A 22,321-nucleotide genomic window follows, 5' to 3' on the forward strand; every position below is an offset into this window, starting at 1 on the left:
CGCGATGTTGGTTTTCTTGTCATGACACTTCCGTCCGATCTGCCCGCAGAACTCGCCCACCGTGGCGTGCGCCCGGCCGATCGCCTCGGATTTACCCTGTTTCTCGCGACACTGATCCACTTGGCCTTGCTGTTGGGCGTCGGCTTCACGATGGTCGAACCCAAGCAAATCAGCAAAACCCTGGAAATCACCCTCGCCACCTTCAAAAGCGAAAAGAAGCCAACGAAGGCCGATTTCCTCGCCCAGGAAAATCAGGAAGGCAGCGGCACCCTGGATAAAAAGGCGATTCCCAAGACCACCGAGGTCGCGCCGTTCCAGGACAACAAGGTGCAGAAAGTCACGCCTCCGCCGGCGGCCAAGCCTGAAGTGCAGGCGCCGCCCAAGGCTGCCGTGACCACTGTCGCACCGAAACCGAAAAAAGCCGCGGCCAAGACCGAAGAACCCAAGCCCGTGACCAAACCCGCTGTCGCGGCGCCAACGTTCGACAGTGAACAGCTGTCCAGCGACATCGCCAGCCTGGAAGCGGAACTGGCCAACGAACAACAGTTGTACGCCAAGCGCCCGCGTATCCACCGCCTGAGCGCCGCCTCGACCATGAGAGACAAGGGCGCCTGGTACAAGGACGAATGGCGCAAGAAGGTCGAGCGCATCGGCAACCTCAATTACCCCGACGAAGCGCGGCGCAAGCAGATCTACGGCAATTTGCGCTTGATGGTTTCGATCAACCGCGACGGTTCGCTGTATGAAGTGCTGGTGCTGGAGTCGTCCGGGCAACCGCTGCTGGATCAGGCAGCGCAGCGGATCGTAAGGCTGGCGGCGCCTTTTTCGCCGTTTACCGGGGATTTGTCGGACATCGACCGACTGGAGATCATCCGCACCTGGAAATTCGCCCGCGGCGACCGCCTCTCAAGCAACTGACTGACATATGACCTGTAGGAGCCGGCTTGCTGGCGATAGCAATCTCAAGGGCGCCATCGCCAGCAAGCCGGCTCCTACAGGACTGTATTGCCTCTGTTTGATCCTGCAAGCCATCGATCAATCTCAAGCAAACATTGATTCCCCAGCTTGTCAGTTCGCCCCTCCAACGCCACACTAGCGCTCATGAAGAACGTCAGCCCCAGCTACCTCAAGCATCATTTCCTGATCGCCATGCCTCACATGGCCGACCCGAACTTTGCGCACACCTTGACCTACATCGTCGAGCACACGGCCAATGGTGCCATGGGGCTGGTGGTCAACCGTCCGCAAGACCTCAACCTGGCCGATATCCTCGAGCAATTGCGCCCCGATATCGAACCACCGCTGCTCTGCCAGCATGTGCCGATTTTCATCGGGGGGCCGGTGCAGACTGATCGCGGTTTTGTCCTGCATCCGTCGGGCAAGAAGTTTCAGGCGACCGTTGATCTGGAAGGCGACCTGTCCCTCTCGACGTCCCAGGATGTGCTGTTCGCCATCGCCGATGGCGTGGGCCCGGCCAAGAGTGTGATCACCCTGGGTTATGCCGGCTGGGAAGCCGGGCAGCTTGAGGCCGAACTGGCGCAGAACGCCTGGCTCACCTGCCCGTTCGACGCCGATATCCTGTTCAACACCAGCAGCGAACTGCGCCTCGAAGCGGCGGCCAAACACCTCGGCGTCAACCTCAGCCTGCTCACCAGCCAAGCGGGGCACGCCTGATGGCCCTGCGCCTGATCCTGGGGTTCGACTACGGCACCAAACAGATCGGCGTGGCAGTCGGCCAGGTGATTACCGGTCAGGCCCGCGAGCTGTGCACCTTGAAGGCACAAAACGGTGTGCCCGACTGGACCCAGGTCGAAGCCCTCATTAAAGAGTGGAAACCTGACGCGGTCGTCGTCGGCCTGCCGCTGAACATGGACGGCACGCCGAGCGACATGTGCCTGCGCGCCGAAAAGTTCGCCCGACGCCTCAACGGCCGCTACAACCTGCCCTTCTATACCCACGATGAACGCCTGACCACTTTCGAAGCCAAGGGCGAGCGGCGTGATCGTGGCGGGCAAAAAGGCAGTTACCGCGACAACCCGGTCGACGCCATCGCCGCCGCCCTGCTGCTGCAAGGCTGGCTCGACGAAAACACCGCACTGTTCGAATCCTGAAGAGCCGTAACAAGCGACTCTTCTATAGCGACAACCCGAGCCACCTCCAGCACCACCCGGCTCGGGCCCAAGAAGGAGCAACCATGAGCCTGCCCAATCCCGCCGAACTGATCAGCCAGATGGCGATCCGTCTCAAGGCACATCTGGAACACCGTGGCATCAGCGAACCGCGGTACATCGGTATTCGTACCGGTGGCGTCTGGGTCGCCCAGGCGTTGCTCGAGGAACTGGGCAGCGATGCGCCGCTCGGCACGCTGGACGTGTCCTTCTACCGGGACGATTTCAGCCAGAACGGCCTGCACCCGCAAGTGCGCCCCTCGGCGCTGCCGTTCGAGATCGAAGGCCAGGACCTGGTGCTGATCGACGACGTACTGATGAGCGGCCGCACCATCCGCGCGGCGATGAACGAACTCTTCGACTACGGCCGCCCGGCCAGCGTGACGCTGGTGTGCCTGCTGGACCTGGACGCCGGCGAACTGCCGATCCGCCCGAACGTCGTCGGTGCGACGCTGGCTCTCGCCGCTCACGAACGCGTGAAACTGTCCGGCCCGGAACTCAAGCTCGAACTGCAAGACCTCGCCCTTTAATTCGCCCTATTGAGAGTCCCCCTCGCGATGACGCCTCTAGAAACCAAGCGCCCGCTGCAGCTCAATGATCAGGGCCAGCTGCGCCACTTCCTCTCGCTCGACGGTTTGCGCCGCGAGCTGCTGACGGAAATCCTCGACACCGCCGACTCGTTCCTCGAAGTCGGCGCCCGGGCCGTGAAGAAAGTCCCGTTGCTGCGCGGCAAGACCGTGTGCAACGTGTTCTTCGAGAACTCCACCCGCACCCGCACCACCTTTGAACTGGCGGCCCAGCGGCTGTCGGCGGACGTGATCACGTTGAACGTGTCCACCTCGTCGGCGAGCAAGGGCGAAACCCTGCTCGACACCCTGCGCAACCTGGAAGCCATGGCCGCCGACATGTTCGTCGTGCGTCACGGTGATTCCGGCGCCGCGCACTTCATCGCCGAACACGTGTGCCCGCAAGTGGCGATCATCAACGGCGGCGATGGCCGTCACGCCCACCCGACCCAAGGCATGCTCGACATGCTGACGATCCGTCGGCACAAGGGCGGTTTCGAAAACCTTTCCGTGGCCATCGTCGGCGACATCCTGCACTCGCGGGTCGCGCGCTCGAACATGCTGGCGCTGAAAACCCTCGGCTGCCCGGACATCCGCGTCATTGCGCCGAAAACCCTGCTGCCGATCGGCATCGAACAATACGGCGTGAAGGTCTACACCGACATGACCGAAGGCCTGAAAGACGTCGACGTGGTGATCATGTTGCGCCTGCAACGCGAACGCATGACCGGCGGCCTGCTGCCGAGCGAAGGCGAGTTCTACCGCCTGTTCGGCCTGACCACCGCACGCCTGGCCGGGGCCAAACCGGATTGCATCGTCATGCACCCAGGGCCGATCAACCGGGGCGTTGAGATTGAATCGGCGGTGGCCGATGGTCCGCATTCGGTGATTCTCAATCAGGTAACCTACGGCATCGCGATTCGTATGGCCGTGCTGTCCATGGCCATGAGCGGGCAGACTGCCCAGCGCCAATTCGAGCAGGAGAACGTTCAGTGAAGCTCAGCATTCTCGGCGCCCGCGTAATCGATCCAGTCAGCGGGCTGGATCAAGTGACTGATATCCACATCGAAGCCTGCAAGATCGTCGCCATTGGCGCCGCACCGGCCGGTTTCGTCGCCGTCGACACCCTTGACGCCCAAGGCCTGGTCGCCGCCCCTGGCCTGGTTGACCTGAACGTCGCCCTGCGCGAGCCGGGTTACAGCCGCAAAGGTTCGATCGTCAGCGAAACCCGCGCGGCCGCGGCCGGTGGCGTGACCAGCCTGTGCTGCCCGCCAAAAACCAAACCGGTGCTGGACACCTCGGCCGTGGCCGAACTGATCCTCGACCGTGCCCGGGAGGCCGGCAACACCAAGGTGTTCCCGATTGGCGCGCTGAGCAAAGGTCTGGACGGTGAGCAACTGGCCGAGCTCGTTGCCTTGCGCGATGCCGGTTGCGTGGCCTTCGGCAACGGTCTGGAAAGCTTCCGCAACACCCGCACGCTGTGCCGTGCGCTGGAGTACGCGGCGACCTTTGACCTGACGGTGATTTTCAACTCCCAGGACCATGATCTGGCCGAAGGTGGCCTGGCGCATGAAGGCCCGACCGCCAGTTTCCTCGGTCTGCCGGGCATTCCGGAGACCGCCGAAACCGTGGCATTGGCCCGGGATCTGCTGCTGGTCGAGCAAAGTGGCGTGCGCGCGCACTTCAGCCAGCTGACCAGCGCTCGCGGCGTGGCTCTGATTGCTCAGGCTCAGGCCCGTGGGTTGCCGGTGACGGCTGATGTCGCGTTGTATCAGCTGATACTGACCGACGAAGCGCTGATCGACTTCAGCAGCCTCTATCACGTGCAGCCGCCATTGCGCACCCGCGCCGACCGCGATGGCTTGCGTGAAGCGGTGAAGTCGGGGGTGGTTTCGGCTATTTCCAGCCATCACCAGCCACATGAGCGGGACGCCAAACTGGCACCGTTCGGTGCGACCGAGCCGGGGATCAGCAGTGTCGAACTGCTGTTGCCGCTGGCGATGACGCTGGTGGAGGATGGTTTGCTGGATCTGCCGACGTTGCTGGCGCGCTTGAGTGCCGGACCTGCCGAAGCCTTGCGCTTGCCGGCGGGGAAACTGGCAGTGGGTGGAGCGGCGGATATCGTGCTGTTCGACCCTGCGGCTTCGACCGTGGCCGGTGAGACGTGGCTGTCCAAGGGCGAGAACTGCCCGTTCATTGGGCATACCCTGCCGGGTGTGGTGCGTTACACCCTGGTGGATGGGCGGATCAGCCACCAGGCGTAACACCGCGTCGCCTGCATTCGCGAGCAAGCCCGCTCCCACATTAGTTCTGGGGTGTACACAGCATTTGCGTTCACCGGAGATCGCATGTGGGAGCGGGCTTGCTCGCGATGACTTACTGGAAGGTGCCGCGATTCTGAGCGTTGCGCACCGAAACCTGATCATTCAACGTCCAGAAGTCGTACAAGACCCCCAGAAAGAACAACCCGCCCGTCACCAGGTACAGCAACCCGCTGATCCACTTCCCCTGATACATCCGGTGTACGCCGAACACGCCCAGAAACGTCAGCAGAATCCAAGCAACGTTGTACTCGATCGGCCCGGCGGTGAAACGCAGGTCCGCTTCACGGTCCATGGCCGGGATCAGGAAGAGGTCGATCAGCCAGCCAATGCCCAGCAAACCAAAGGTGAAGAACCAGATCGTCCCGGTCACCGGTTTGCCGTAATAGAAGCGGTGCGCTCCGGTAAAACCGAAAATCCACAGCAGGTAACCGATCACTTTGCTGTGGGTGTCCTGATGCTGAACGGGGTGTTGATAGGTGTTCATGGATGACCTCAATTCACACGATAGATAAATATTCTTTAAATCTTTGTGACTTTTTTACGAGTAGCCGACGTATGGCAGGTGCTACCTTGTCTGCCGTCAAACCCTTGTAACAACTGAGTTCTGTCCGACAATTGCGTCCATTTAAACGCTTATTTGGTTCCGTTGCCCTCCGTTTGAATCGACCAACGGCCTCGGAAGGCTCAAAAAAGCTGTTATAAAGTTGCGCGCTAACCTATATGAGCCCTGCCTAATGCGTCCATTTTTCAAGACATGGCTAACCATTTGCCTTTTGATGCCACTGGCCGCCCACGCCACCAATCGTGAGCAACGTCTTCCTAACGTTAATGGTTACACCCCCAAATCCCATGTTTCTGCTCCTTCGAGCAAAAACAAACAAGCCGTAAAACGCGCCCCGCAGCTGGCCAGCAAAAGCAACCTTGTACCGCCGATGGCGAGCAAGGAAAGCAGCAACGTGCTGAGCCGCGCCGTGAACGTCCTCGGTACACCTTACCGTTGGGGCGGCAGCAGCCCAAGCAAAGGGTTCGATTGCAGCGGCCTGGTGAAATACGCGTTCAACGACGCCACGTTCGACCTGCCGCGCACCTCGAATGCCATGGCCAGCGGTCATGGCGAGAAAGTCGATCGCAACGACCTGAAGCCGGGCGACCTGATTTTCTTCAACATCAAGAGCCGCCGGGTCAATCACGTTGCCATCTACCTGGGCAACGACCGCTTCATCCACGCACCACGCCGTGGCAAGTCGGTGACCATCGACACCTTGAAGAAACCATACTGGGAAAGCCACTACGTGGTTGCCAAGCGGGTTCTGCCGAAAGAGAAAAACACTCTGCAGGTCGTTCAGCGCTGATTTGAAGCAATATCAAAAGATCGCAGCCTGCGGCAGCTCCTACACCGGGAATCGCGTTCCCCTGCAGGAGCTGCCGCAGGCTGCGATCTTTTGCTTTTGAGCCTCAGAAATTATCCGGCGACCGTGCCTTCTCCCGCGCATGCTCGCGACTGATCAAGCCTTTGGTCACCAGATCCTTCAAGCACATATCCAGCGTCTGCATCCCCAGATTCCCGCCAGTCTGAATCGATGAATACATCTGCGCGACCTTGTCTTCGCGAATCAGGTTACGGATCGCCGATGTCCCCAGCATGATCTCGTGCGCCGCGATGCGCCCACCGCCGATCTTCTTCACCAACGTTTGCGAAACCACCGCCAGCAATGATTCGGACAGCATAGAACGCACCATCGACTTCTCATCCCCCGGAAACACATCCACCACCCGGTCGATGGTTTTCGCCGCCGACGTGGTGTGCAGCGTGCCGAACACCAGGTGACCGGTCTCGGCAGCGGTCAGCGCCAGACGAATGGTCTCCAGATCCCGCATCTCCCCCACCAGAATCACATCCGGGTCTTCCCGAAGGGCCGACCGCAAGGCGGTGGCGAAACTGCGGGTATCGCGATGGACTTCGCGCTGATTGATCAGGCATTTGCGCGATTCGTGGACGAATTCGATCGGATCTTCGATGGTCAGAATGTGGTGATGGCGATTGTTGTTCAGGTGGTCGATCATCGCCGCCAGAGTGGTGGACTTGCCGGAACCGGTCGGACCGGTCACCAGCACCAGGCCGCGGGGCGCTTCGGTAATCTTGCGAAACACGTCCCCCATGCCCAGGTCGTCCATGCTCAGGACCTTGGACGGAATGGTTCGGAATACAGCGCCAGCACCACGGTTCTGGTTGAAGGCGTTGACCCGAAAGCGCGCCACGCCGGGGACTTCGAAGGAAAAGTCGGTTTCAAGGTGCTTCTCGAAGTCCACCCGCTGGAGGTCGTTCATGATGTCGTAGATCAGCTCATGCACCTCCTTGTGGTCCAGAGCGGGCAGGTTGATGCGCCGCACATCGCCGTCGACGCGAATCATCGGTGGCAGGCCTGCCGACAGGTGCAAGTCGGAGGCTCCTTGTTTGGCGCTGAACGCCAGCAGCTCAGTGATATCCATAGCACTCCTCAATTCCAGTAGAATGCCGCCAACCTCAGACCCGCTGGCGCCTCTTGAATGTCCACGATAGCAGACAACATTGCCCTGGTTAGTTCACGCATCCGGGCTGCCGCCCTTGCCGCCCACCGTGACGGAGACAGCGTCCAGCTTTTGGCCGTGAGCAAGACCAAGCCCGCTGACGCCGTGCGCGAAGCCTACGCCGCCGGCCTGCGCGACTTTGGCGAGAACTATCTGCAGGAGGCCTTGGGCAAACAGCTCGAATTGACCGACCTGCCCTTGATCTGGCACTTCATCGGCCCCATTCAGTCGAACAAGACTCGCGCTATCGCCGAGCACTTCGCCTGGGTGCACTCCGTGGATCGTTTGAAAATTGCACAACGCCTGTCCGAACAGCGTCCTGCCGATCTGCCGCCACTGAACATCTGCATCCAGGTCAACGTCAGCGGTGAAGCCAGCAAGTCCGGCTGCACCCCGGCCGACCTGCCCGCCCTGGCCCACGCCATCAGCGAACTGCCGCGCCTCAAGTTGCGGGGGTTGATGGCCATTCCCGAGCCAACTGAAGATCGCGCCGCCCAGGACGCCGCTTTTGCTGCCGTGCAAAGCCTGCAAGCCAGCCTGAACCTGCCGCTAGACACACTTTCCATGGGCATGAGCCACGACCTCGAGTCGGCCATCGCCATGGGCGCCACCTGGGTCCGCATTGGTACGGCCCTGTTTGGTGCTCGCGGCTCTCAACAAGTGCATGGTCAGCCTTGAACAATGGCTGACTCCTCTCTTTATAAGGACCTGACATGAGCAAGACTCGTATTGCCTTTATCGGTGCCGGCAACATGGCCGCCAGCCTGATCGGCGGCCTGCGCGCCAAAGGTCTGGACGCCGCACAGATCCGCGCCAGCGATCCGGGCGCTGAAACCCGCGCCAAAGTGAACGCCGAACACGGCATCGACGTATTCGCCGACAACGCCGAGGCCATTCAAGGCGCGGACGTGGTCGTGCTGGCGGTCAAACCCCAGGCGATGAAAGCCGTGTGCGAAGCGATTCGCCCAAGCTTGAAACCGAATCAACTGGTGGTGTCCATCGCTGCCGGCATCACCTGCGCCAGCATGAACAACTGGCTCGGCGCCCAACCGATCGTGCGCTGCATGCCTAACACTCCGGCGCTGCTGCGTCAGGGCGTGAGCGGTTTGTTCGCCACCGCCGAAGTCACCGCAGAACAACGGCAACAGGCCCAGGAGCTGCTGTCAGCCGTCGGCATCGCCTTGTGGTTGAACGAAGAACAGCAACTGGATGCCGTCACCGCCGTGTCCGGCTCGGGCCCTGCGTATTTCTTCCTGCTGATCGAAGCCATGACCGCCGCTGGCGTGAAGCTGGGCCTGCCGGCGGACATCGCCGCGCAACTGACCCTGCAAACAGCGCTGGGCGCCGCACACATGGCGGTTGCCAGCGATGTCGACGCCGCTGAATTGCGTCGCCGCGTGACTTCGCCTGCGGGCACCACAGAAGCTGCAATCAAATCGTTCCAGGCGGGTGGCTTCGAAGCTCTGGTAGAAAAAGCACTCGGCGCCGCTGCGCACCGCTCGGCCGAGATGGCCGAACAATTGGGTCAATAAGGAGCCTTACATGATTGGATTGAACACTGCAGCGGTCTACGTGCTGCAAACCCTCGGCAGCCTGTACCTGCTGATCGTGCTGCTGCGTTTCGTGCTGCAACTGGTGCGCGCGAACTTCTACAACCCGCTGTGCCAGTTCGCCGTCAAGGCAACTCAGCCGCTGCTCAAGCCGCTGCGCCGGATCATCCCGAGCATGTTCGGCCTGGACATGTCCTCGCTGGTGCTGGCGATCCTCGTGCAGCTGGCGCTCATGGCCCTCACCCTGCTGCTGACCTACGGCACCACCGGCAACCCGCTGCAACTGCTGATCTGGTCGCTGATCGGCGTGACCGCGTTGTTCCTGAAGATTTTCTTCTTCGCACTGATCATCAGCGTGATCCTGTCTTGGGTCGCACCGGGCAGCCACAACCCTGGCGCCGAGCTGGTGAACCAGATCTGTGAACCAGCCCTGGCACCGTTCCGCAAGATCCTGCCCAACCTTGGTGGCCTGGATATCTCGCCAATCCTGGCATTCATGGTGTTGAAGCTGATCGACATGCTGGTGATCAACAACCTCGCCGCGATGACGATGATGCCGGAAATCCTGCGCTTGCTGATCTGACCCGGCCTTCAGCGCCCGGCGGTTGACCGAGGCGCTGCTTTCGCGAGCAAGCCCGCTCCCACAGGGGTACGCATTCCAATGCAGGAGCGGGCTTGCTCGCGAAGAACGATGACGCGGTCTGACTGAATGAAATCAGGCCCGGCCTTTGCTTGCCGCTAACCCCACCGGTCTTTAGACTTACGCCTCATTTCAACGAGAGCAGGGTCGATGCCAACTGCCTTTCCCCCCGATTCTGTTGGTCTGGTGACGCCGCAAGTGGCGCACTTCAGCGAACCCCTGGCCTTGGCCTGCGGCCGTTCGCTTCCAGCGTATGACCTGATCTACGAAACCTACGGCACGCTGAACGCCACGGCGAGCAACGCCGTGCTGATCTGCCACGCCTTGTCCGGTCACCACCACGCTGCCGGTTTCCACAGCCCCGACGACCGCAAGCCCGGTTGGTGGGACAGCTGCATCGGCCCCGGCAAGCCGATCGACACCAACAAGTTCTTCGTGGTCAGCCTGAACAACCTCGGCGGTTGCAACGGCTCCACCGGCCCGAGCAGCATCAACCCGGAAACCGGCAAGCCGTTCGGCGCCGATTTTCCGGTGCTGACCGTGGAAGACTGGGTGCACAGCCAGGCGCGCCTCGCCGACCTGCTCGGCATCAGCCAATGGGCCGCCGTGATAGGCGGCAGTCTCGGTGGCATGCAGGCGATGCAGTGGAGCATTACCTACCCCGATCGCATTCGTCACTGCCTGGCCATCGCCTCGGCACCGAAGCTGTCGGCGCAGAACATTGCGTTCAACGAAGTGGCGCGCCAGGCGATCCTCACTGACCCCGACTTCCACGGCGGTTCGTTCCAGGAGGCGGGCGTGATCCCCAAGCGCGGCTTGATGCTGGCGCGGATGGTCGGGCACATCACCTACCTGTCGGATGACTCGATGGGCGAAAAATTCGGCCGTGGCCTCAAGAGCGAGAAGCTCAACTACGACTTCCACAGCGTCGAGTTCCAGGTCGAAAGCTACCTGCGTTATCAGGGTGAAGAGTTCTCCGGGCGTTTCGACGCCAACACCTACCTGCTGATGACCAAGGCGCTGGACTACTTCGACCCGGCGGCTAACTTCGACGATGACCTGGCGAAAACCTTCGCCGGCGCCTCGGCCAAGTTCTGCGTGATGTCCTTCACCACCGACTGGCGCTTCTCCCCTGCCCGCTCGCGGGAACTGGTGGATGCATTGATGGCGGCCAAGAAAGACGTTTGCTACCTCGAGATCGACGCTCCGCAAGGCCACGACGCCTTCCTGATTCCGATCCCGCGCTACCTGCAGGCGTTCGGCAATTACATGAACCGCATTACGCTGTGAGAAAGCCATGAGAGCTGATCTGGAAATCATCCAGGAATGGATCCCCGCCGGCAGCCGCGTGCTCGACCTCGGTTGCGGTGACGGCGAGCTGCTGACGTGGCTGCGCGACAACAAGCAAGTCACCGGCTACGGCCTGGAAAACGACCCGGACAACATCGCCGAGTGCGTGGCCAAGGGCATCAACGTCATCGAGCAGGACCTGGACAAGGGCCTGGGCAACTTTGCCAGCAACAGTTTCGACATCGTGGTCATGACCCAGGCGCTGCAAGCCGTGCACTACCCGGACAAGATCCTCGACGAAATGCTGCGGGTCGGTCGCCAGTGCATCATCACCTTCCCCAACTTCGGTCACTGGCGCTGCCGCTGGTACCTGGCGAGCAAGGGCCGGATGCCGGTGTCTGAGTTTCTGCCGTACACCTGGTACAACACGCCGAACATCCACTTCTGCACCTTCGAAGACTTTGAAGCGTTATGTCGCGAACGTGAAGCCAAGGTCATTGATCGGCTTGCCGTGGATCAACAGCACAGGCACGGGTGGGCCAGTAAGCTATGGCCTAATCTGTTAGGTGAGATTGGTATTTACCGCGTCAGCAGCCCCGGGCTGCAAGACCACAAGGTCGCGGTCTGAAACACGACATTTCGAGGAGAACGATGATGGGTCGTTTAGCGCTGTTCGTACTTACTGCCTGCCTGAGCGTCACCGCCATGGCCGCCGACGTCATCAAAGGCGACCGTCAGGAAAAATTTGGCGATGTGACGGTGCATTACAACACCTTCAACTCCACCTTCCTGACGCCCGAGATCGCCAAAGCCGCGGAACTGACCCGCAGCAAGAACCAAGGCGTGATCAACATTTCGGTGCTCAAGGATGGCAAGCCGCTGATGGCCCAAGTGAGCGGTACGGTGAAAGACCTGACCAGCCAGAGTGTGCCGCTCAAATTCAAACAGATCACCGAACAAGGCGCGATCTACTACATCGCGCAATACCCGGTCGATCAGCAGGAAATCCGCACCTTCGACATCAAGGTGCAGACCGGTGACAAAATCAACACCATCAATTTCAACCAAGAGCTCTTCCCTGGCCAATGATCAACTTCACGCAACTCGTACTGGCCAGCCACAACGCCGGCAAACTCAAGGAACTCCAGGCGATGCTCGGCGGCTCGGTGCAACTGCGCTCGATCGGCGAGTTCAGCAGCGTCGAGCCTGAAGAAACCGGCCTGTCGTTCGTCGAGAACGCCATCCTCAAGGCCCGCAATGCCGCGCGCATTTCCGGCCTGCCGGCACTGGCCGACGATTCCGGGCTGGCGGTGGACTTCCTGGGTGGTGCACCGGGGATCTACTCGGCTCGTTATGCCGATGGCCAGGGCGATGCGGCGAACAACGCCAAACTGCTTGATGCCTTGAAAGACGTGCCGGAAGCCGAGCGCGGCGCGCAGTTCGTCTGTGTGCTGGCACTGGTGCGTCACGCCGACGATCCATTGCCGATCCTCTGCGAAGGCTTGTGGCACGGGCGCATCCTGACCCAGGCCAGCGGTGCACACGGTTTTGGTTACGACCCGCTGTTCTGGGTGCCGTCACGCGATTGCTCCAGCGCCGAGCTGAGCCCGAGCGAGAAGAACCTCATCAGCCACCGTGCCCGTGCAATGGATCTGCTGCGCCAGCGTCTAGGCCTGATATGACCCATGAATCATCCGCGTCGCCGCTGATTTTCGGCGGTGCCGCACAATCGCCTCGGGCCGCGCTGCCAACACTGCCGCCCCTGGCGCTGTACATCCACATCCCGTGGTGTGTGCGCAAATGCCCTTATTGCGACTTCAACTCCCACACCGCCAGCCCGGTGCTGCCGGAGCAGGAATACGTCGACGCCTTGCTGGCCGATCTCGATCAGGACCTGCACGCGGTCTACGGTCGTGAGTTGAGCTCGATCTTCTTTGGTGGCGGCACGCCGAGCCTGTTCAGCGCCGAAGCCTTGGGCCGCCTACTCAAAGGTGTCGAGCAGCGCATTCCGTTTGCCAGTGACATCGAAATCACCCTGGAAGCCAATCCGGGGACATTCGAGCAAGAGAAGTTCGTCGCTTACCGCGCATTGGGCATCAATCGCTTGTCGATCGGCATCCAAAGCTTCCAGGAAGAGAAACTCAAGGCACTGGGGCGGATTCACAACGGTGACGAAGCGGTAAGGGCCGCCGGCATGGCCCGGCAGGCCGGGTTCGATAACTTCAACCTGGACCTGATGCACGGTTTGCCCGACCAATCGCTGGACGATGCCCTGAGCGATTTGCGCCAGGCCATCGCCCTGAAACCGACCCACTTGTCCTGGTATCAACTGACGCTGGAGCCGAACACAGTGTTCTGGAACCAGCCGCCGACGCTGCCGGAAGACGACATGCTGTGGGATATTCAGGAAGCGGGTCAGGCGCTGCTCGCCGAACACGGTTACGCGCAATACGAAGTCTCCGCTTATGCCCAGCCCGGTCGTCCGGCGCGGCACAACCTCAATTACTGGAGTTTTGGCGACTTCATCGGCATCGGCGCCGGCGCTCACGGCAAGCTCAGTCACCCGGACGGGCGCATCGTGCGCACCTGGAAGACGCGCCTGCCGAAGGACTACCTGAACCCGGCGAAAAGTTTCAAGGCTGGCGAAAAGGCACTGACCAATGATGAACTGCCGTTCGAGTTCCTGATGAATGCGTTGCGCCTGACCGAGGGTGTGGAATCGAAGCTGTACCCGGAGCGTACCGGGCTGAGCCTGGATAGTCTTGCCGAACGCCGTCTCGAGGCCGAACAAAGCGGCTTGTTGCAGGTCGAACCGTCACGCCTGGCGGCCACCGAGCGCGGGCAACTGTTCCTCAATGACTTGCTGCAAAAATTTCTGAGCTGATTTCAGCCTTAAGGGAAAACGAATGGATTTGATACTCGACCTGCTCGCCACCGTCTCCCGCTGGAGCCGCAGCAACCTGTCGGAAATCTCGCTGGCGCTGGTGGGCTGTTTGCTGGTGCTGTTCGGCGCGGACATCAAAGGCTGGGTCGATCAGCGTCTGGGCAGCATCGCCGGCGCCTTGCGCGTCCCGCTGATGGCCCTGCTGTGCATGGTCGGCAGCGGCGTCGCGCTGATCTACGCCACGCCGTGGATCATCAAAGGCCTGAGCCAGTTCAACAACTACAGCCTGGCGCCGGTGTTGTTGGTGGTGTTGGTGCTCATCGGCGTAGTAGCCGACCGCCGCTGATTTCCGGACACCACAAAACACCTGTAGGAGCCGACTTGCTGGCGATGGAGTGTCAGTCAACATCGATGTGTCTGACACTCCATCGCCAGCAAGCCGGCTCCTACAGGTTTATAGCGTAGTGCTCAGGACTGTTTTTCGAACTTCAGGTCCCACACGCCATGCCCAAGACGTTCGCCACGGCGTTCGAACTTGGTGATCGGGCGTTCAGCCGGGCGCGGAACGCACTTGCCGTCTTCAGCCAGGTTGCGATAACCCGGCGCAACGTTCATCACTTCCAGCATGTACTCGGCATACGGTTCCCAGTCGGTGGCCATGTGCAGCACACCGCCGACCTTCAACTTGCTGCGCACCAGTTCAGCGAACGACGCCTGAACGATACGACGCTTGTGGTGACGGCTCTTGTGCCATGGGTCCGGGAAAAACAGCATCAGGCGATCGAGGCTGTTGTCGGCGATGCAACGGTTGAGCACTTCGATCGCGTCGCAATCGTAGACGCGCAGGTTGGTCAGGCCTTGAGTCAGCACGCCATTGAGCAGCGCGCCGACACCCGGCCGATGCACTTCCACGCCAATGAAATCCTGTTCCGGCGAGGCCGCAGCCATTTCCAGCAGCGAATGGCCCATGCCGAAACCGATTTCCAGCGAGCGCGGTGCCGAGCGACCGAACACCTGGTCGAAGTCCACCGGCGCGTCAGCCAATGGCAGCACAAACAAAGGCGTGCCCTGGTCCAGGCCGCGCTGCTGGCCTTCGGTCATGCGCCCGGCGCGCATCACGAAACTCTTGATGCGGCGGTGTTGGCGCTCGTCGCCTTCTTCCGTCTGGATAGGCGTGTCGTTTGATTCAGTCATCAATGGCTCTTACTTGATCAGACCATCCAGCGGCGAAGAGGCGCTGGCATAGAGTTTTTTCGGCATGCGGCCGGCGAGGTAGGCCAGGCGGCCCGCGACGATGGCGTGTTTCATGGCTTCAGCCATCATGACCGGCTGCTGGGCATGGGCGATCGCCGAGTTCATCAGCACCGCTTCGCAACCCAGTTCCATGGCGATGGTGGCGTCGGAAGCCGTACCGACACCGGCATCCACCAACACCGGAATCTTGGCTTCTTCGAGGATGATCTGCAGGTTGTATGGGTTGCAGATCCCCAGTCCTGTGCCGATCAGACCGGCCAGCGGCATGACCGCGATAACGCCGATTTCCGCCAGTTGACGGGCAATGATCGGGTCATCGCTGGTGTAGACCATCACGTCGAAGCCTTCCTTGACCAGCACTTCGGCGGCCTTGAGGGTTTCGATCACGTTGGGGAACAGGGTTTTCTGGTCCGCCAGCACTTCCAGTTTCACCAGGTTGTGACCGCCAAGCAGCTCACGGGCCAGACGACAGGTGCGCACGGCCTCGGTAGCGTCGAAGCAACCAGCGGTGTTCGGCAGGAAGGTGTAGCGATCCGGCGACAGGACTTCGAGCAGGTTCGGTTCGCCCGCATTCTGGCCGAGGTTGGTCCGGCGCACGGCGAAGGTGACGATCTCGGCACCCGAGGCCTCGATGGCCAGGCGGGTTTCTTCCATGTCGCGGTACTTGCCGGTGCCTACCAGCAAACGCGACTGGTAAGTACGACCGGCCAGGACGAAGGGCTTGTCGCTACGAACGATGCTCATGGGAAATCCTCTGTAGGGGTGAGGTTCTTGCAGAATTCTGTGCCCTTAGGGGCCGGGCGACTAGCCGCCGCCGATGGCGTGCACCACTTCGACGGAATCGCCGTCGTTCAGCGTGGTTTCTGCGTGCTGGCTGCGCGGGACGATATCCAGATTGAGTTCGACCGCCACCCGGCGTCCGGTCAGTTCCAGACGGGTCAGCAGGGCCGCAACGGTTTCACCGTCGGGCAGTTCAAGGGATTCGCCGTTCAACTGAATGCGCATGCCGAATGCCGCCATCATTTTTAGGGGCAGGCATTCTAGCCCGATCAGTCTTGGCGACCCAAGCCATTCGTCTTGAAACACGATCCCGCACACGGCGCTCTACTGATCCTGCAGGAGCTGCCAAAGGCTGCGATCTTTTGATGTTGCTCTTTTAAGATCAAAAGATCGCAGCCTTCGGCAGCACCTACAAGGTCACGTCAAGATCGATTCGGGGTCAGGTCAGTCGCCAGGCGGCAAGGCCCAGGCAGAGCCAACCCACCAGAAACGCAAGGCCGCCAAAGGGTGTGATGATTCCGAGCTTGCTGACGCCGGTCAGGGTCAACACATACAGGCTGCCGGAAAACAGCAAAATGCCGATGGCAAAGGACGCCCCGGCCCAGGTGATCAAGCGCCCGGGAATCTGCGTGGCCAGCAGCGCGACACCCAATAACGCCAGGGTGTGCACCAGCTGGTAGGTGACGCCGGTGTGGAAGATCGCCAGGTATTCAGGCGTCAGCCGGTTTTTCAGGCCATGGGCGGCAAACGCGCCAAGGGCAACACCAGTGAAGCCGAAGAAAGCGGCCAGCATCAGAAAGCCACGCAGCATGAAGAACTCCAGTCAGACTCGATCAACAGGGTCTGTATAATGGCCCGCTCAACGGGTTCGGCCAAGCCATCTCTATGCTGCGTTTATTTTTACGACGATTCACGAAGGCCCTGCTCTGGTTCGCGGGTGGTAGCGTATTGCTGGTGCTTGTTTTTCGCGTGGTACCACCGCCGGGCACGGCGCTGATGGTCGAGCGCAAGATCGAATCCTGGTTCGACGGCGAGCCGATTGACCTGCAACGCACCTGGAAACCCTGGGATGAAATCTCTGACGACCTTAAAGTCGCAGTGATTGCTGGCGAAGATCAGAAATTCCCGGAGCATTGGGGTTTTGACCTGGGTGCAATCCGGGCCGCACTGGCCCACAACGAGCTGGGCGGTTCGGTGCGCGGCGCCAGTACATTGAGCCAGCAAGTGTCGAAGAACCTGTTTTTGTGGTCTGGGCGCAGCTGGTTGCGCAAAGGGCTGGAAGCCTGGTTTACCGGGTTGATCGAAGTGCTCTGGCCCAAGCAGCGGATTCTTGAGGTTTACTTGAACAGCGTCGAGTGGGATGACGGCGTGTTCGGCGCGGAAGCGGCGGCTCGGCATCACTTTGGTGTTGGCGCTCGTTCTTTGTCGCGCCAGCAAGCGAGTTTGCTGGCTGCCGTTCTACCCAACCCAAGGGTGTGGAGCGCGAGTCATCCAACCAACTACGTCGCGCGGCGGGCTGGGTGGATTCGGCAGCAGATGAGTCAGCTTGGTGGTGATAGCTATCTGCTGGGGCTCAACGATTCACGCCGGGCGCCTTGGGCTCAGTAACACCACAAAACCAATGTGGGAGCGGGCTTGCTCGCGATTGCAGTGTGTCATTCAGCATAGATGTCGACTGTTGCACCGCAATCGCGAGCAAGCCCGCTCCCACATTAGATTGTTGGTGAGTCGGAATAGTCGGCCACCAACAAAAACGCCCCGATCAATGATCGGGGCGTTTTTTATTGCCGGGCGCGCAGGTTACGCAGCGATCGACAACTTGAGCTTGTTCATCGCGCTCTTTTCAAGCTGACGAATACGCTCGGCCGACACGTTGTACTTCTGCGCCAGGTCGTGCAGCGTAGCTTTCTCTTCAGCCAACCAGCGCTGATAGAGGATGTCACGGCTGCGGTCGTCCAGCACTTCCAGCGCTTCGTGCAGGTTGTGATTGGAGTTGTCGCTCCAGTCGGCATCTTCCAGTTGACGGGCCGGGTCGTACCGGTGGTCTTCCAGATAGTTGGCCGGCGACTGGAAAGCACTGTCGTCGTCCGCTTCTGCGGCCGGGTCGAAAGCCATGTCATGACCGGTCAGGCGACTTTCCATTTCGCGCACTTCCCGCGGCTCTACGCCGAGGCTTTCCGCCACACGGTGGACTTCCTCGTTGTTCAGCCACGCCAGACGTTTCTTCTGGCTGCGCAGGTTGAAGAACAGCTTGCGCTGGGCCTTGGTGGTCGCGACTTTCACAATGCGCCAGTTACGCAGGATGAACTCGTGGATTTCCGCCTTGATCCAGTGCACGGCGAACGAAACCAGACGCACACCCATTTCCGGGTTGAAGCGCTTCACGGCCTTCATCAGGCCGACGTTGCCTTCCTGGATCAGGTCAGCCTGAGCCAGGCCGTAGCCGGAATAGCTACGGGCGATATGTACGACAAAACGCAGGTGGGCGAGCACCATCTGCCGAGCCGCCCCCAAATCCTGCTCATAATAGAGACTCTCGGCCAGTTCACGCTCCTGCTCCGGCGTCAGCAAAGGAATGCTGTTGACGGTGTGCACATAGGCCTCCAGGTTCGCACCCGGGACCAGAGCATATGCAGGTTGCAAAGAATTGGTCATACGAAAAAACCTCCGACTTACAAACTCGTGCAGTTCAGCACTGCGAAAATTGACCGGAAACCGAAAGACAAGTTCCCAAAAACGCTGAAAGGTCAATACGAGCAAAATGATACTACTTAGGCGCAAGCTCCCTCAGGTGGCGTGCGACTGCAATCCATGCACCGATATACCCCAACAGCACCGCGCCAAGCAAGAGAGACAGACCGTCGGCAACCGGCACTCCGGCCAGCGCGAAATCACTGCCATACAAACCGGCCAGCCCGACTACTGCGTCGTTCAGCCAGTTCAGGCCGAACGCCAATACACCCCAGGAAAGTATCCCCGCACCAAAGCCATACAGCGCGCCCATATACAGAAAGGGCCTGCGCACATAGCTGTCAGTGCCGCCCACGAGTTTAATCACTTCTATCTCTGTGCGGCGGTTTTCAATATGAAGACGAATGGTATTGCCTATCACCAAAAGTAATGCAGAAACCAGAAGCACGGTCAGACCGAAGACGAAACGGTCACCCAGCTTGAGAATGGCTGCCAGACGCTCTACCCAGACTAGATCAAGTTGTGCCTGTTGTACCTTCGGCAACTCGGAAAGTTTTTGTCGTAATGCTTCAAGCGCGGGTTTGTCGACTTCGTTCGGCGTCACCAATACCACGCCTGGCAACGGGTTTTCCGGCAATTCCTTCAGCGCCTCGCCCAGACCGGACTGCTGCTGAAACTCTTCCAGTGCCTGATCGCGGCCGACATATTCAGCATCAGCTACGCCCGGAATGCCTTTGATCTGGTCACGCAGCGACTCGCCTTCAGCCGTGCTGGCTTCAAGTTGCAGGTAAAGGGAAATCTGCGCCGCACGCTGCCAGGAGCCGCCAAGACGCTCCACGTTACTTAGCAAAAGTGACAGGCCCATCGGCAAACTCAGGGCCACCGCCATCACCATGCAGGTGAAGAAACTGCCGATGGGCTGCTTGCCCAGGCGACGCAAACTGTCCAGCAGACTGGCGCGATGGCTTTCGACCCAGGCGCGAAACAACGTGGCGAAATCCGGACCGTCGTCATCGTCGCGTTTTTTCTTCTGCGGTTGCGGGTCGGCGGCTTTCGGCGCCACGCGCTCGGAAACCTTGGGGCTGCGTGTTGCACTCATACGCCGGCCTCCCCGTCGCCGATCAGTCGGCCGCGTTGCAGGGTCAGCATGCGATGACGCATGCGAGCAATCAGGGCCAGGTCATGGCTGGCGATCAGCACGCTGGTGCCCAGACGGTTGATGTCTTCGAACACGCCCATGATCTCGGCGGCCAGACGCGGATCGAGGTTACCGGTCGGCTCATCCGCCAGCAGCAATGCCGGACGGTGGACGATGGCGCGGGCGATGCCGACGCGCTGTTGCTGGCCGGTGGACAGGTCGCCGGGGTACAGGTCGGTTTTATCCGACAGCGCCACACGCTCCAATGCCGAATCCACACGCTTGGCGATTTCGGCCTTGGACAAACCAAGAATCTGCAACGGCAGCGCGACGTTGTTGAACACCGTGCGATCGAACAGCAACTGATGATTCTGGAACACCACGCCAATCTGCCGACGCAGATAAGGGATCTGCGCATTGCTGATGGTGCCGAGGTCCTGGCCGGCCAGCAGCAATTTGCCGGTGGTCGGACGTTCCATCGCCAGCAGCAGCCGCAACAGGGTGCTTTTACCGGCGCCGGAGTGGCCGGTCACAAACAAGAACTCGCCCCGACGGACTCGAAAGCTCAGCTCATGCAAGCCGACGTGACCGTTCGGGTAGCGTTTACCGACCTGTTCGAAACGAATCATGAACGCTCCCGCTCGGCAAACAGTGCCTGGACAAAGGGTTCTGCTTCAAAAGTTCGCAAGTCATCGATGCCTTCACCGACGCCGATGTAGCGAATCGGCAGGCCAAACTGCTTGGCCAGGGCGAAAATCACTCCGCCCTTGGCGGTGCCATCGAGCTTGGTCAGCGCCAGGCCTGTCAGTTCGACGGTCTGGTTGAATTGTTTAGCCTGGTTGATCGCGTTCTGCCCGGTGCCGGCATCGAGCACCAGCAGCACTTCATGCGGTGCGTCAGCGTCGAGCTTGCTGATAACCCGGCGAACCTTCTTCAACTCTTCCATCAAGTTGTCTTTGGTGTGCAGACGACCGGCAGTGTCGGCGATCAACACGTCAATGCCACGGGCCTTGGCGGCCTGCACCGCATCGAAGATTACCGAAGCCGAGTCGGCGCCAGTGTGCTGGGCGATCACCGGAATCTTGTTGCGCTCGCCCCAGACCTGCAATTGCTCGACCGCCGCGGCACGGAAAGTATCGCCCGCCGCGAGCATGACTTTCTTGCCTTCGAGTTGCAGTTTCTTCGCCAGTTTGCCGATGGTGGTGGTCTTGCCGGCGCCGTTGACGCCGACGACCAGAATCACGAACGGCTTGTTCTGCGAGGTGATTTTCAGCGGCTGCTCGACCGGTTTGAGCATTGCAGCCAGTTCAGCCTGAAGGGATTTGTACAGAGCGTCGGCGTCCGCCAGCTCTTTACGCGCAACCTTTTGGGTCAGGCGCTGGATAATCACCGAAGTGGCTTCGACGCCCACGTCGGCGGTCAGCAAACGGGTTTCGATGTCTTCGAGCAGCTCGTCATCGATGATCTTCTTGCCCAGGAACAGGGCAGCCATGCCTTCGCCAATGGTGGCGCTGGTCTTGGACAGGCCTTGCTTGAGGCGGGCGAAGAACCCGGCCTTGGTTTCCTCGGTGCGCGCAGGCTGTGCGGGGGTTTCGACCGGCACGACAGGCGCGGCGGCAACGGGAGCGACGACCGGCACAGGCGCTTGAACAACAGGCGCAGCCGGAACAACGAATGCAGGAGTCACAGGCTCTGGAACAACGGGCGAAGGCTCGGCGGCCACACTAACCGGCTCGACAATCGGTTCAACCACCGGCGCCTGAATCGGCTCAGGTGCGAACGCAGTCGGCGCTGGAATCGGCGGCGTAATGTGCGGTGCCAATTCGTCTTCGACCAATGCCACCGGCTCTTCCGCCACCGGCAATGTCAGCCACGGCTCGGCGGCTGGCGTCAGCGGCTGTTCGACCAGGGCCTCAGCCTGTGCCTCAACCACCGGCTGCAGCACCGGCTCGGCATTCGGCAGGACGATCGGCGCCAGCTCTTGTTCTATGACAGGCGCCGGCGTTGGCTCAGGATGTGACTGTGGCTGTTCGACGACGGTTTCCTGCGGCTTTTTGCGCAGCCATCCGAACAGGCTTTTCTTCTCGCCAGCCGCAGCTGGTGCTTTCTTGTCGTCGTTGGAACCAAACATGGAGGACGGCTATCTCACGGTAGCGACGCGCCAAAGGGCGCCTCGGCAAATAAATATTCGATGCAGAACAGACTGCGATTGACCCAGCTTGTTCACGCGCAACATTTTGTAGAGGTGCAAATGGCGCCTTACAAAAACGATTTCACGAAGGACTGATGCGGCAAAATCGGCGAAAAGGTGGAGTTTAGTTGATAAAACGTAGCCTTCTGCCGTAAACCCATACAACCTGATCAAACGCTATGGCCTGATAGGCGTGGCCGCCAGTAAAACGGATCAGTATCCTAGCACCCTCTCGCCCGCCGACGCTAAGACCAAGCGGGCAGCTCAACAGGTTTAA

27 protein-coding genes are annotated in these 22,321 nt (G+C 60.4%); 17 read left to right on the forward strand and 10 right to left on the reverse strand.

Translation table 11 applies throughout. From position 1 onward, the window contains the following. The first annotated feature begins 21 nt into the window (after positions 1-21). The 6 genes from PMI01S_RS22985 to PMI01S_RS23010 all read left to right on the forward strand — a co-directional run bounded on the left by PMI01S_RS22985 (position 22) and on the right by PMI01S_RS23010 (position 4,998). A complete protein-coding gene (locus PMI01S_RS22985; RefSeq protein ID WP_084322403.1) occupies positions 22-918 on the forward strand; it encodes an energy transducer TonB in 897 nt (298 codons plus the stop codon). A 183-nt stretch (positions 919-1,101) separates the two neighbouring features. Continuing rightward, the gene (locus tag PMI01S_RS22990; protein WP_084322404.1) at positions 1,102-1,674 is read left to right on the forward strand and encodes a YqgE/AlgH family protein; all 573 of its coding nucleotides are present in this window, start codon (positions 1,102-1,104) and stop codon (positions 1,672-1,674) included. Continuing rightward, positions 1,674-2,111, forward strand: a complete 438-nt coding sequence (ruvX, locus tag PMI01S_RS22995; protein ID WP_084322405.1) for a Holliday junction resolvase RuvX — start codon at positions 1,674-1,676, stop codon at positions 2,109-2,111. Before PMI01S_RS22990 ends, ruvX begins: the two co-directional genes overlap by 1 nt. 83 nt (positions 2,112-2,194) lie before the next feature. Then, positions 2,195-2,698, forward strand: coding sequence for a bifunctional pyr operon transcriptional regulator/uracil phosphoribosyltransferase PyrR (gene pyrR / locus PMI01S_RS23000; protein WP_084322407.1), 504 nt, complete (start codon positions 2,195-2,197; stop codon positions 2,696-2,698). Between the two features lie 27 nt (positions 2,699-2,725). Beyond that, positions 2,726-3,730, forward strand: a complete 1,005-nt coding sequence (locus PMI01S_RS23005; RefSeq protein WP_077046050.1) for an aspartate carbamoyltransferase catalytic subunit — start codon at positions 2,726-2,728, stop codon at positions 3,728-3,730. Beyond that, positions 3,727-4,998, forward strand: coding sequence for a dihydroorotase (locus tag PMI01S_RS23010; RefSeq protein WP_084322409.1), 1,272 nt, complete (start codon positions 3,727-3,729; stop codon positions 4,996-4,998). The genes PMI01S_RS23005 and PMI01S_RS23010 overlap by 4 nt, the downstream gene beginning before the upstream one ends. Positions 4,999-5,110: 112 nt before the next feature. On the opposite strand, the gene PMI01S_RS23015 is transcribed toward PMI01S_RS23010, so the two are convergent. After that, positions 5,111-5,542: an NINE protein gene (locus PMI01S_RS23015; protein WP_084322411.1), complete on the reverse strand. Its 432-nt coding sequence runs from the start codon at positions 5,540-5,542 to the stop codon at positions 5,111-5,113. Positions 5,543-5,792: 250 nt separating this feature from the next. Between PMI01S_RS23015 and PMI01S_RS23020 the strand changes: the two genes are divergently transcribed. Continuing rightward, entirely contained in the window at positions 5,793-6,410 is a 618-nt protein-coding gene (locus PMI01S_RS23020) for a C40 family peptidase (protein WP_084322413.1), read from the forward strand. A 103-nt stretch (positions 6,411-6,513) separates the two neighbouring features. On the opposite strand, the gene PMI01S_RS23025 is transcribed toward PMI01S_RS23020, so the two are convergent. Beyond that, complete coding sequence (locus PMI01S_RS23025) at positions 6,514-7,548, reverse strand: type IV pilus twitching motility protein PilT (protein WP_084322415.1); 1,035 nt, start codon at positions 7,546-7,548, stop codon at positions 6,514-6,516. A 57-nt stretch (positions 7,549-7,605) separates the two neighbouring features. On the opposite strand from PMI01S_RS23025, the gene PMI01S_RS23030 reads away from it, so the two are divergent. From PMI01S_RS23030 to PMI01S_RS23070, 9 genes are all read left to right on the forward strand, one after another. Next, on the forward strand, positions 7,606-8,304 hold the full coding sequence (locus PMI01S_RS23030) for a YggS family pyridoxal phosphate-dependent enzyme (protein WP_084322417.1): 699 nt from the start codon (positions 7,606-7,608) through the stop codon (positions 8,302-8,304). Between the two features lie 35 nt (positions 8,305-8,339). Further along, a complete protein-coding gene (gene proC / locus PMI01S_RS23035; RefSeq protein WP_084322419.1) occupies positions 8,340-9,158 on the forward strand; it encodes a pyrroline-5-carboxylate reductase in 819 nt (272 codons plus the stop codon). Positions 9,159-9,168: 10 nt separating this feature from the next. Further along, the gene (locus PMI01S_RS23040) at positions 9,169-9,759 is read left to right on the forward strand and encodes a YggT family protein (RefSeq protein WP_017341276.1); all 591 of its coding nucleotides are present in this window, start codon (positions 9,169-9,171) and stop codon (positions 9,757-9,759) included. A 207-nt stretch (positions 9,760-9,966) separates the two neighbouring features. Continuing rightward, positions 9,967-11,106: a homoserine O-succinyltransferase MetX gene (gene metX / locus PMI01S_RS23045; RefSeq protein WP_084322421.1), complete on the forward strand. Its 1,140-nt coding sequence runs from the start codon at positions 9,967-9,969 to the stop codon at positions 11,104-11,106. 7 nt (positions 11,107-11,113) lie between these two features. Further along, a complete protein-coding gene (metW, locus tag PMI01S_RS23050; protein WP_027926558.1) occupies positions 11,114-11,734 on the forward strand; it encodes a methionine biosynthesis protein MetW in 621 nt (206 codons plus the stop codon). A gap of 26 nt (positions 11,735-11,760) precedes the next feature. Continuing rightward, on the forward strand, positions 11,761-12,195 hold the full coding sequence (locus PMI01S_RS23055; protein WP_084322423.1) for a DUF4426 domain-containing protein: 435 nt from the start codon (positions 11,761-11,763) through the stop codon (positions 12,193-12,195). Next, on the forward strand, positions 12,192-12,788 hold the full coding sequence (gene rdgB / locus PMI01S_RS23060) for an RdgB/HAM1 family non-canonical purine NTP pyrophosphatase (RefSeq protein WP_084322425.1): 597 nt from the start codon (positions 12,192-12,194) through the stop codon (positions 12,786-12,788). Before PMI01S_RS23055 ends, rdgB begins: the two co-directional genes overlap by 4 nt. Beyond that, positions 12,785-13,990 carry a radical SAM family heme chaperone HemW gene (hemW, locus tag PMI01S_RS23065; protein ID WP_084322427.1) on the forward strand — a complete coding sequence of 402 codons (1,206 nt, stop codon included), beginning with the start codon at positions 12,785-12,787 and terminating at the stop codon, positions 13,988-13,990. The genes rdgB and hemW overlap by 4 nt, the downstream gene beginning before the upstream one ends. A gap of 22 nt (positions 13,991-14,012) precedes the next feature. After that, positions 14,013-14,336, forward strand: a complete 324-nt coding sequence (locus PMI01S_RS23070; RefSeq protein ID WP_084322429.1) for a DUF3392 domain-containing protein — start codon at positions 14,013-14,015, stop codon at positions 14,334-14,336. 122 nt (positions 14,337-14,458) lie between these two features. Here the strand turns inward: PMI01S_RS23070 and trmB are convergent, their stop codons facing one another. The 4 genes from trmB to PMI01S_RS23090 all read right to left on the reverse strand — a co-directional run bounded on the left by trmB (position 14,459) and on the right by PMI01S_RS23090 (position 16,835). Then, positions 14,459-15,184: a tRNA (guanosine(46)-N7)-methyltransferase TrmB gene (gene trmB / locus PMI01S_RS23075; RefSeq protein ID WP_084322431.1), complete on the reverse strand. Its 726-nt coding sequence runs from the start codon at positions 15,182-15,184 to the stop codon at positions 14,459-14,461. Positions 15,185-15,193: 9 nt separating this feature from the next. Then, positions 15,194-15,988 carry a thiazole synthase gene (locus tag PMI01S_RS23080; RefSeq protein WP_084322433.1) on the reverse strand — a complete coding sequence of 265 codons (795 nt, stop codon included), beginning with the start codon at positions 15,986-15,988 and terminating at the stop codon, positions 15,194-15,196. Positions 15,989-16,048: 60 nt separating this feature from the next. Then, entirely contained in the window at positions 16,049-16,249 is a 201-nt protein-coding gene (thiS, locus tag PMI01S_RS23085) for a sulfur carrier protein ThiS (RefSeq protein WP_007897898.1), read from the reverse strand. A gap of 214 nt (positions 16,250-16,463) precedes the next feature. Then, positions 16,464-16,835, reverse strand: a complete 372-nt coding sequence (locus PMI01S_RS23090) for a DUF423 domain-containing protein (protein WP_084322435.1) — start codon at positions 16,833-16,835, stop codon at positions 16,464-16,466. A 74-nt stretch (positions 16,836-16,909) separates the two neighbouring features. On the opposite strand from PMI01S_RS23090, the gene mtgA reads away from it, so the two are divergent. Next, complete coding sequence (gene mtgA, locus PMI01S_RS23095) at positions 16,910-17,632, forward strand: monofunctional biosynthetic peptidoglycan transglycosylase (RefSeq protein ID WP_084322437.1); 723 nt, start codon at positions 16,910-16,912, stop codon at positions 17,630-17,632. 192 nt (positions 17,633-17,824) lie between these two features. On the opposite strand, the gene rpoH is transcribed toward mtgA, so the two are convergent. From rpoH to ftsY, 4 genes are all read right to left on the reverse strand, one after another. Next, positions 17,825-18,679, reverse strand: coding sequence for an RNA polymerase sigma factor RpoH (gene rpoH / locus PMI01S_RS23100; protein ID WP_007897890.1), 855 nt, complete (start codon positions 18,677-18,679; stop codon positions 17,825-17,827). 112 nt (positions 18,680-18,791) lie between these two features. Next, on the reverse strand, positions 18,792-19,814 hold the full coding sequence (gene ftsX / locus PMI01S_RS23105; protein ID WP_084322439.1) for a permease-like cell division protein FtsX: 1,023 nt from the start codon (positions 19,812-19,814) through the stop codon (positions 18,792-18,794). Next, positions 19,811-20,482 (reverse strand): cell division ATP-binding protein FtsE, encoded by a 672-nt coding sequence (ftsE, locus tag PMI01S_RS23110; protein WP_020295825.1) that lies wholly within the window; start codon positions 20,480-20,482, stop codon positions 19,811-19,813. Before ftsE ends, ftsX begins: the two co-directional genes overlap by 4 nt. Beyond that, complete coding sequence (gene ftsY, locus PMI01S_RS23115) at positions 20,479-21,984, reverse strand: signal recognition particle-docking protein FtsY (RefSeq protein ID WP_084322441.1); 1,506 nt, start codon at positions 21,982-21,984, stop codon at positions 20,479-20,481. Before ftsY ends, ftsE begins: the two co-directional genes overlap by 4 nt. Positions 21,985-22,321: the final 337 nt, after the last annotated feature.

Origin of the sequence: Pseudomonas migulae NBRC 103157 (genome assembly GCF_002091715.1) — a bacterium.
Lineage (GTDB): Bacteria > Pseudomonadota > Gammaproteobacteria > Pseudomonadales > Pseudomonadaceae > Aquipseudomonas > Aquipseudomonas migulae_A.

Bases quoted from the DNA above. Each gene is read 5' to 3' on its own strand.
- PMI01S_RS22985 (WP_084322403.1), top strand. From the start codon at position 22: ATGACACTTCCGTCCGATCTGCCCGCAGAACTCGCCCACCGTGGCGTG.
- PMI01S_RS22990 (WP_084322404.1), top strand. From the start codon at position 1,102: ATGAAGAACGTCAGCCCCAGCTACCTCAAGCATCATTTCCTGATCGCC.
- ruvX (WP_084322405.1), top strand. From the start codon at position 1,674: ATGGCCCTGCGCCTGATCCTGGGGTTCGACTACGGCACCAAACAGATC.
- pyrR (WP_084322407.1), top strand. From the start codon at position 2,195: ATGAGCCTGCCCAATCCCGCCGAACTGATCAGCCAGATGGCGATCCGT.
- PMI01S_RS23005 (WP_077046050.1), top strand. From the start codon at position 2,726: ATGACGCCTCTAGAAACCAAGCGCCCGCTGCAGCTCAATGATCAGGGC.
- PMI01S_RS23015 (WP_084322411.1), bottom strand. From the start codon at position 5,542: ATGAACACCTATCAACACCCCGTTCAGCATCAGGACACCCACAGCAAA.
- PMI01S_RS23020 (WP_084322413.1), top strand. From the start codon at position 5,793: ATGCGTCCATTTTTCAAGACATGGCTAACCATTTGCCTTTTGATGCCA.
- PMI01S_RS23025 (WP_084322415.1), bottom strand. From the start codon at position 7,548: ATGGATATCACTGAGCTGCTGGCGTTCAGCGCCAAACAAGGAGCCTCC.
- PMI01S_RS23030 (WP_084322417.1), top strand. From the start codon at position 7,606: ATGTCCACGATAGCAGACAACATTGCCCTGGTTAGTTCACGCATCCGG.
- proC (WP_084322419.1), top strand. From the start codon at position 8,340: ATGAGCAAGACTCGTATTGCCTTTATCGGTGCCGGCAACATGGCCGCC.
- PMI01S_RS23040 (WP_017341276.1), top strand. From the start codon at position 9,169: ATGATTGGATTGAACACTGCAGCGGTCTACGTGCTGCAAACCCTCGGC.
- metX (WP_084322421.1), top strand. From the start codon at position 9,967: ATGCCAACTGCCTTTCCCCCCGATTCTGTTGGTCTGGTGACGCCGCAA.
- metW (WP_027926558.1), top strand. From the start codon at position 11,114: ATGAGAGCTGATCTGGAAATCATCCAGGAATGGATCCCCGCCGGCAGC.
- PMI01S_RS23055 (WP_084322423.1), top strand. From the start codon at position 11,761: ATGGGTCGTTTAGCGCTGTTCGTACTTACTGCCTGCCTGAGCGTCACC.
- rdgB (WP_084322425.1), top strand. From the start codon at position 12,192: ATGATCAACTTCACGCAACTCGTACTGGCCAGCCACAACGCCGGCAAA.
- hemW (WP_084322427.1), top strand. From the start codon at position 12,785: ATGACCCATGAATCATCCGCGTCGCCGCTGATTTTCGGCGGTGCCGCA.
- PMI01S_RS23070 (WP_084322429.1), top strand. From the start codon at position 14,013: ATGGATTTGATACTCGACCTGCTCGCCACCGTCTCCCGCTGGAGCCGC.
- trmB (WP_084322431.1), bottom strand. From the start codon at position 15,184: ATGACTGAATCAAACGACACGCCTATCCAGACGGAAGAAGGCGACGAG.
- PMI01S_RS23080 (WP_084322433.1), bottom strand. From the start codon at position 15,988: ATGAGCATCGTTCGTAGCGACAAGCCCTTCGTCCTGGCCGGTCGTACT.
- thiS (WP_007897898.1), bottom strand. From the start codon at position 16,249: ATGCGCATTCAGTTGAACGGCGAATCCCTTGAACTGCCCGACGGTGAA.
- PMI01S_RS23090 (WP_084322435.1), bottom strand. From the start codon at position 16,835: ATGCTGCGTGGCTTTCTGATGCTGGCCGCTTTCTTCGGCTTCACTGGT.
- mtgA (WP_084322437.1), top strand. From the start codon at position 16,910: ATGCTGCGTTTATTTTTACGACGATTCACGAAGGCCCTGCTCTGGTTC.
- rpoH (WP_007897890.1), bottom strand. From the start codon at position 18,679: ATGACCAATTCTTTGCAACCTGCATATGCTCTGGTCCCGGGTGCGAAC.
- ftsX (WP_084322439.1), bottom strand. From the start codon at position 19,814: ATGAGTGCAACACGCAGCCCCAAGGTTTCCGAGCGCGTGGCGCCGAAA.
- ftsE (WP_020295825.1), bottom strand. From the start codon at position 20,482: ATGATTCGTTTCGAACAGGTCGGTAAACGCTACCCGAACGGTCACGTC.
- ftsY (WP_084322441.1), bottom strand. From the start codon at position 21,984: ATGTTTGGTTCCAACGACGACAAGAAAGCACCAGCTGCGGCTGGCGAG.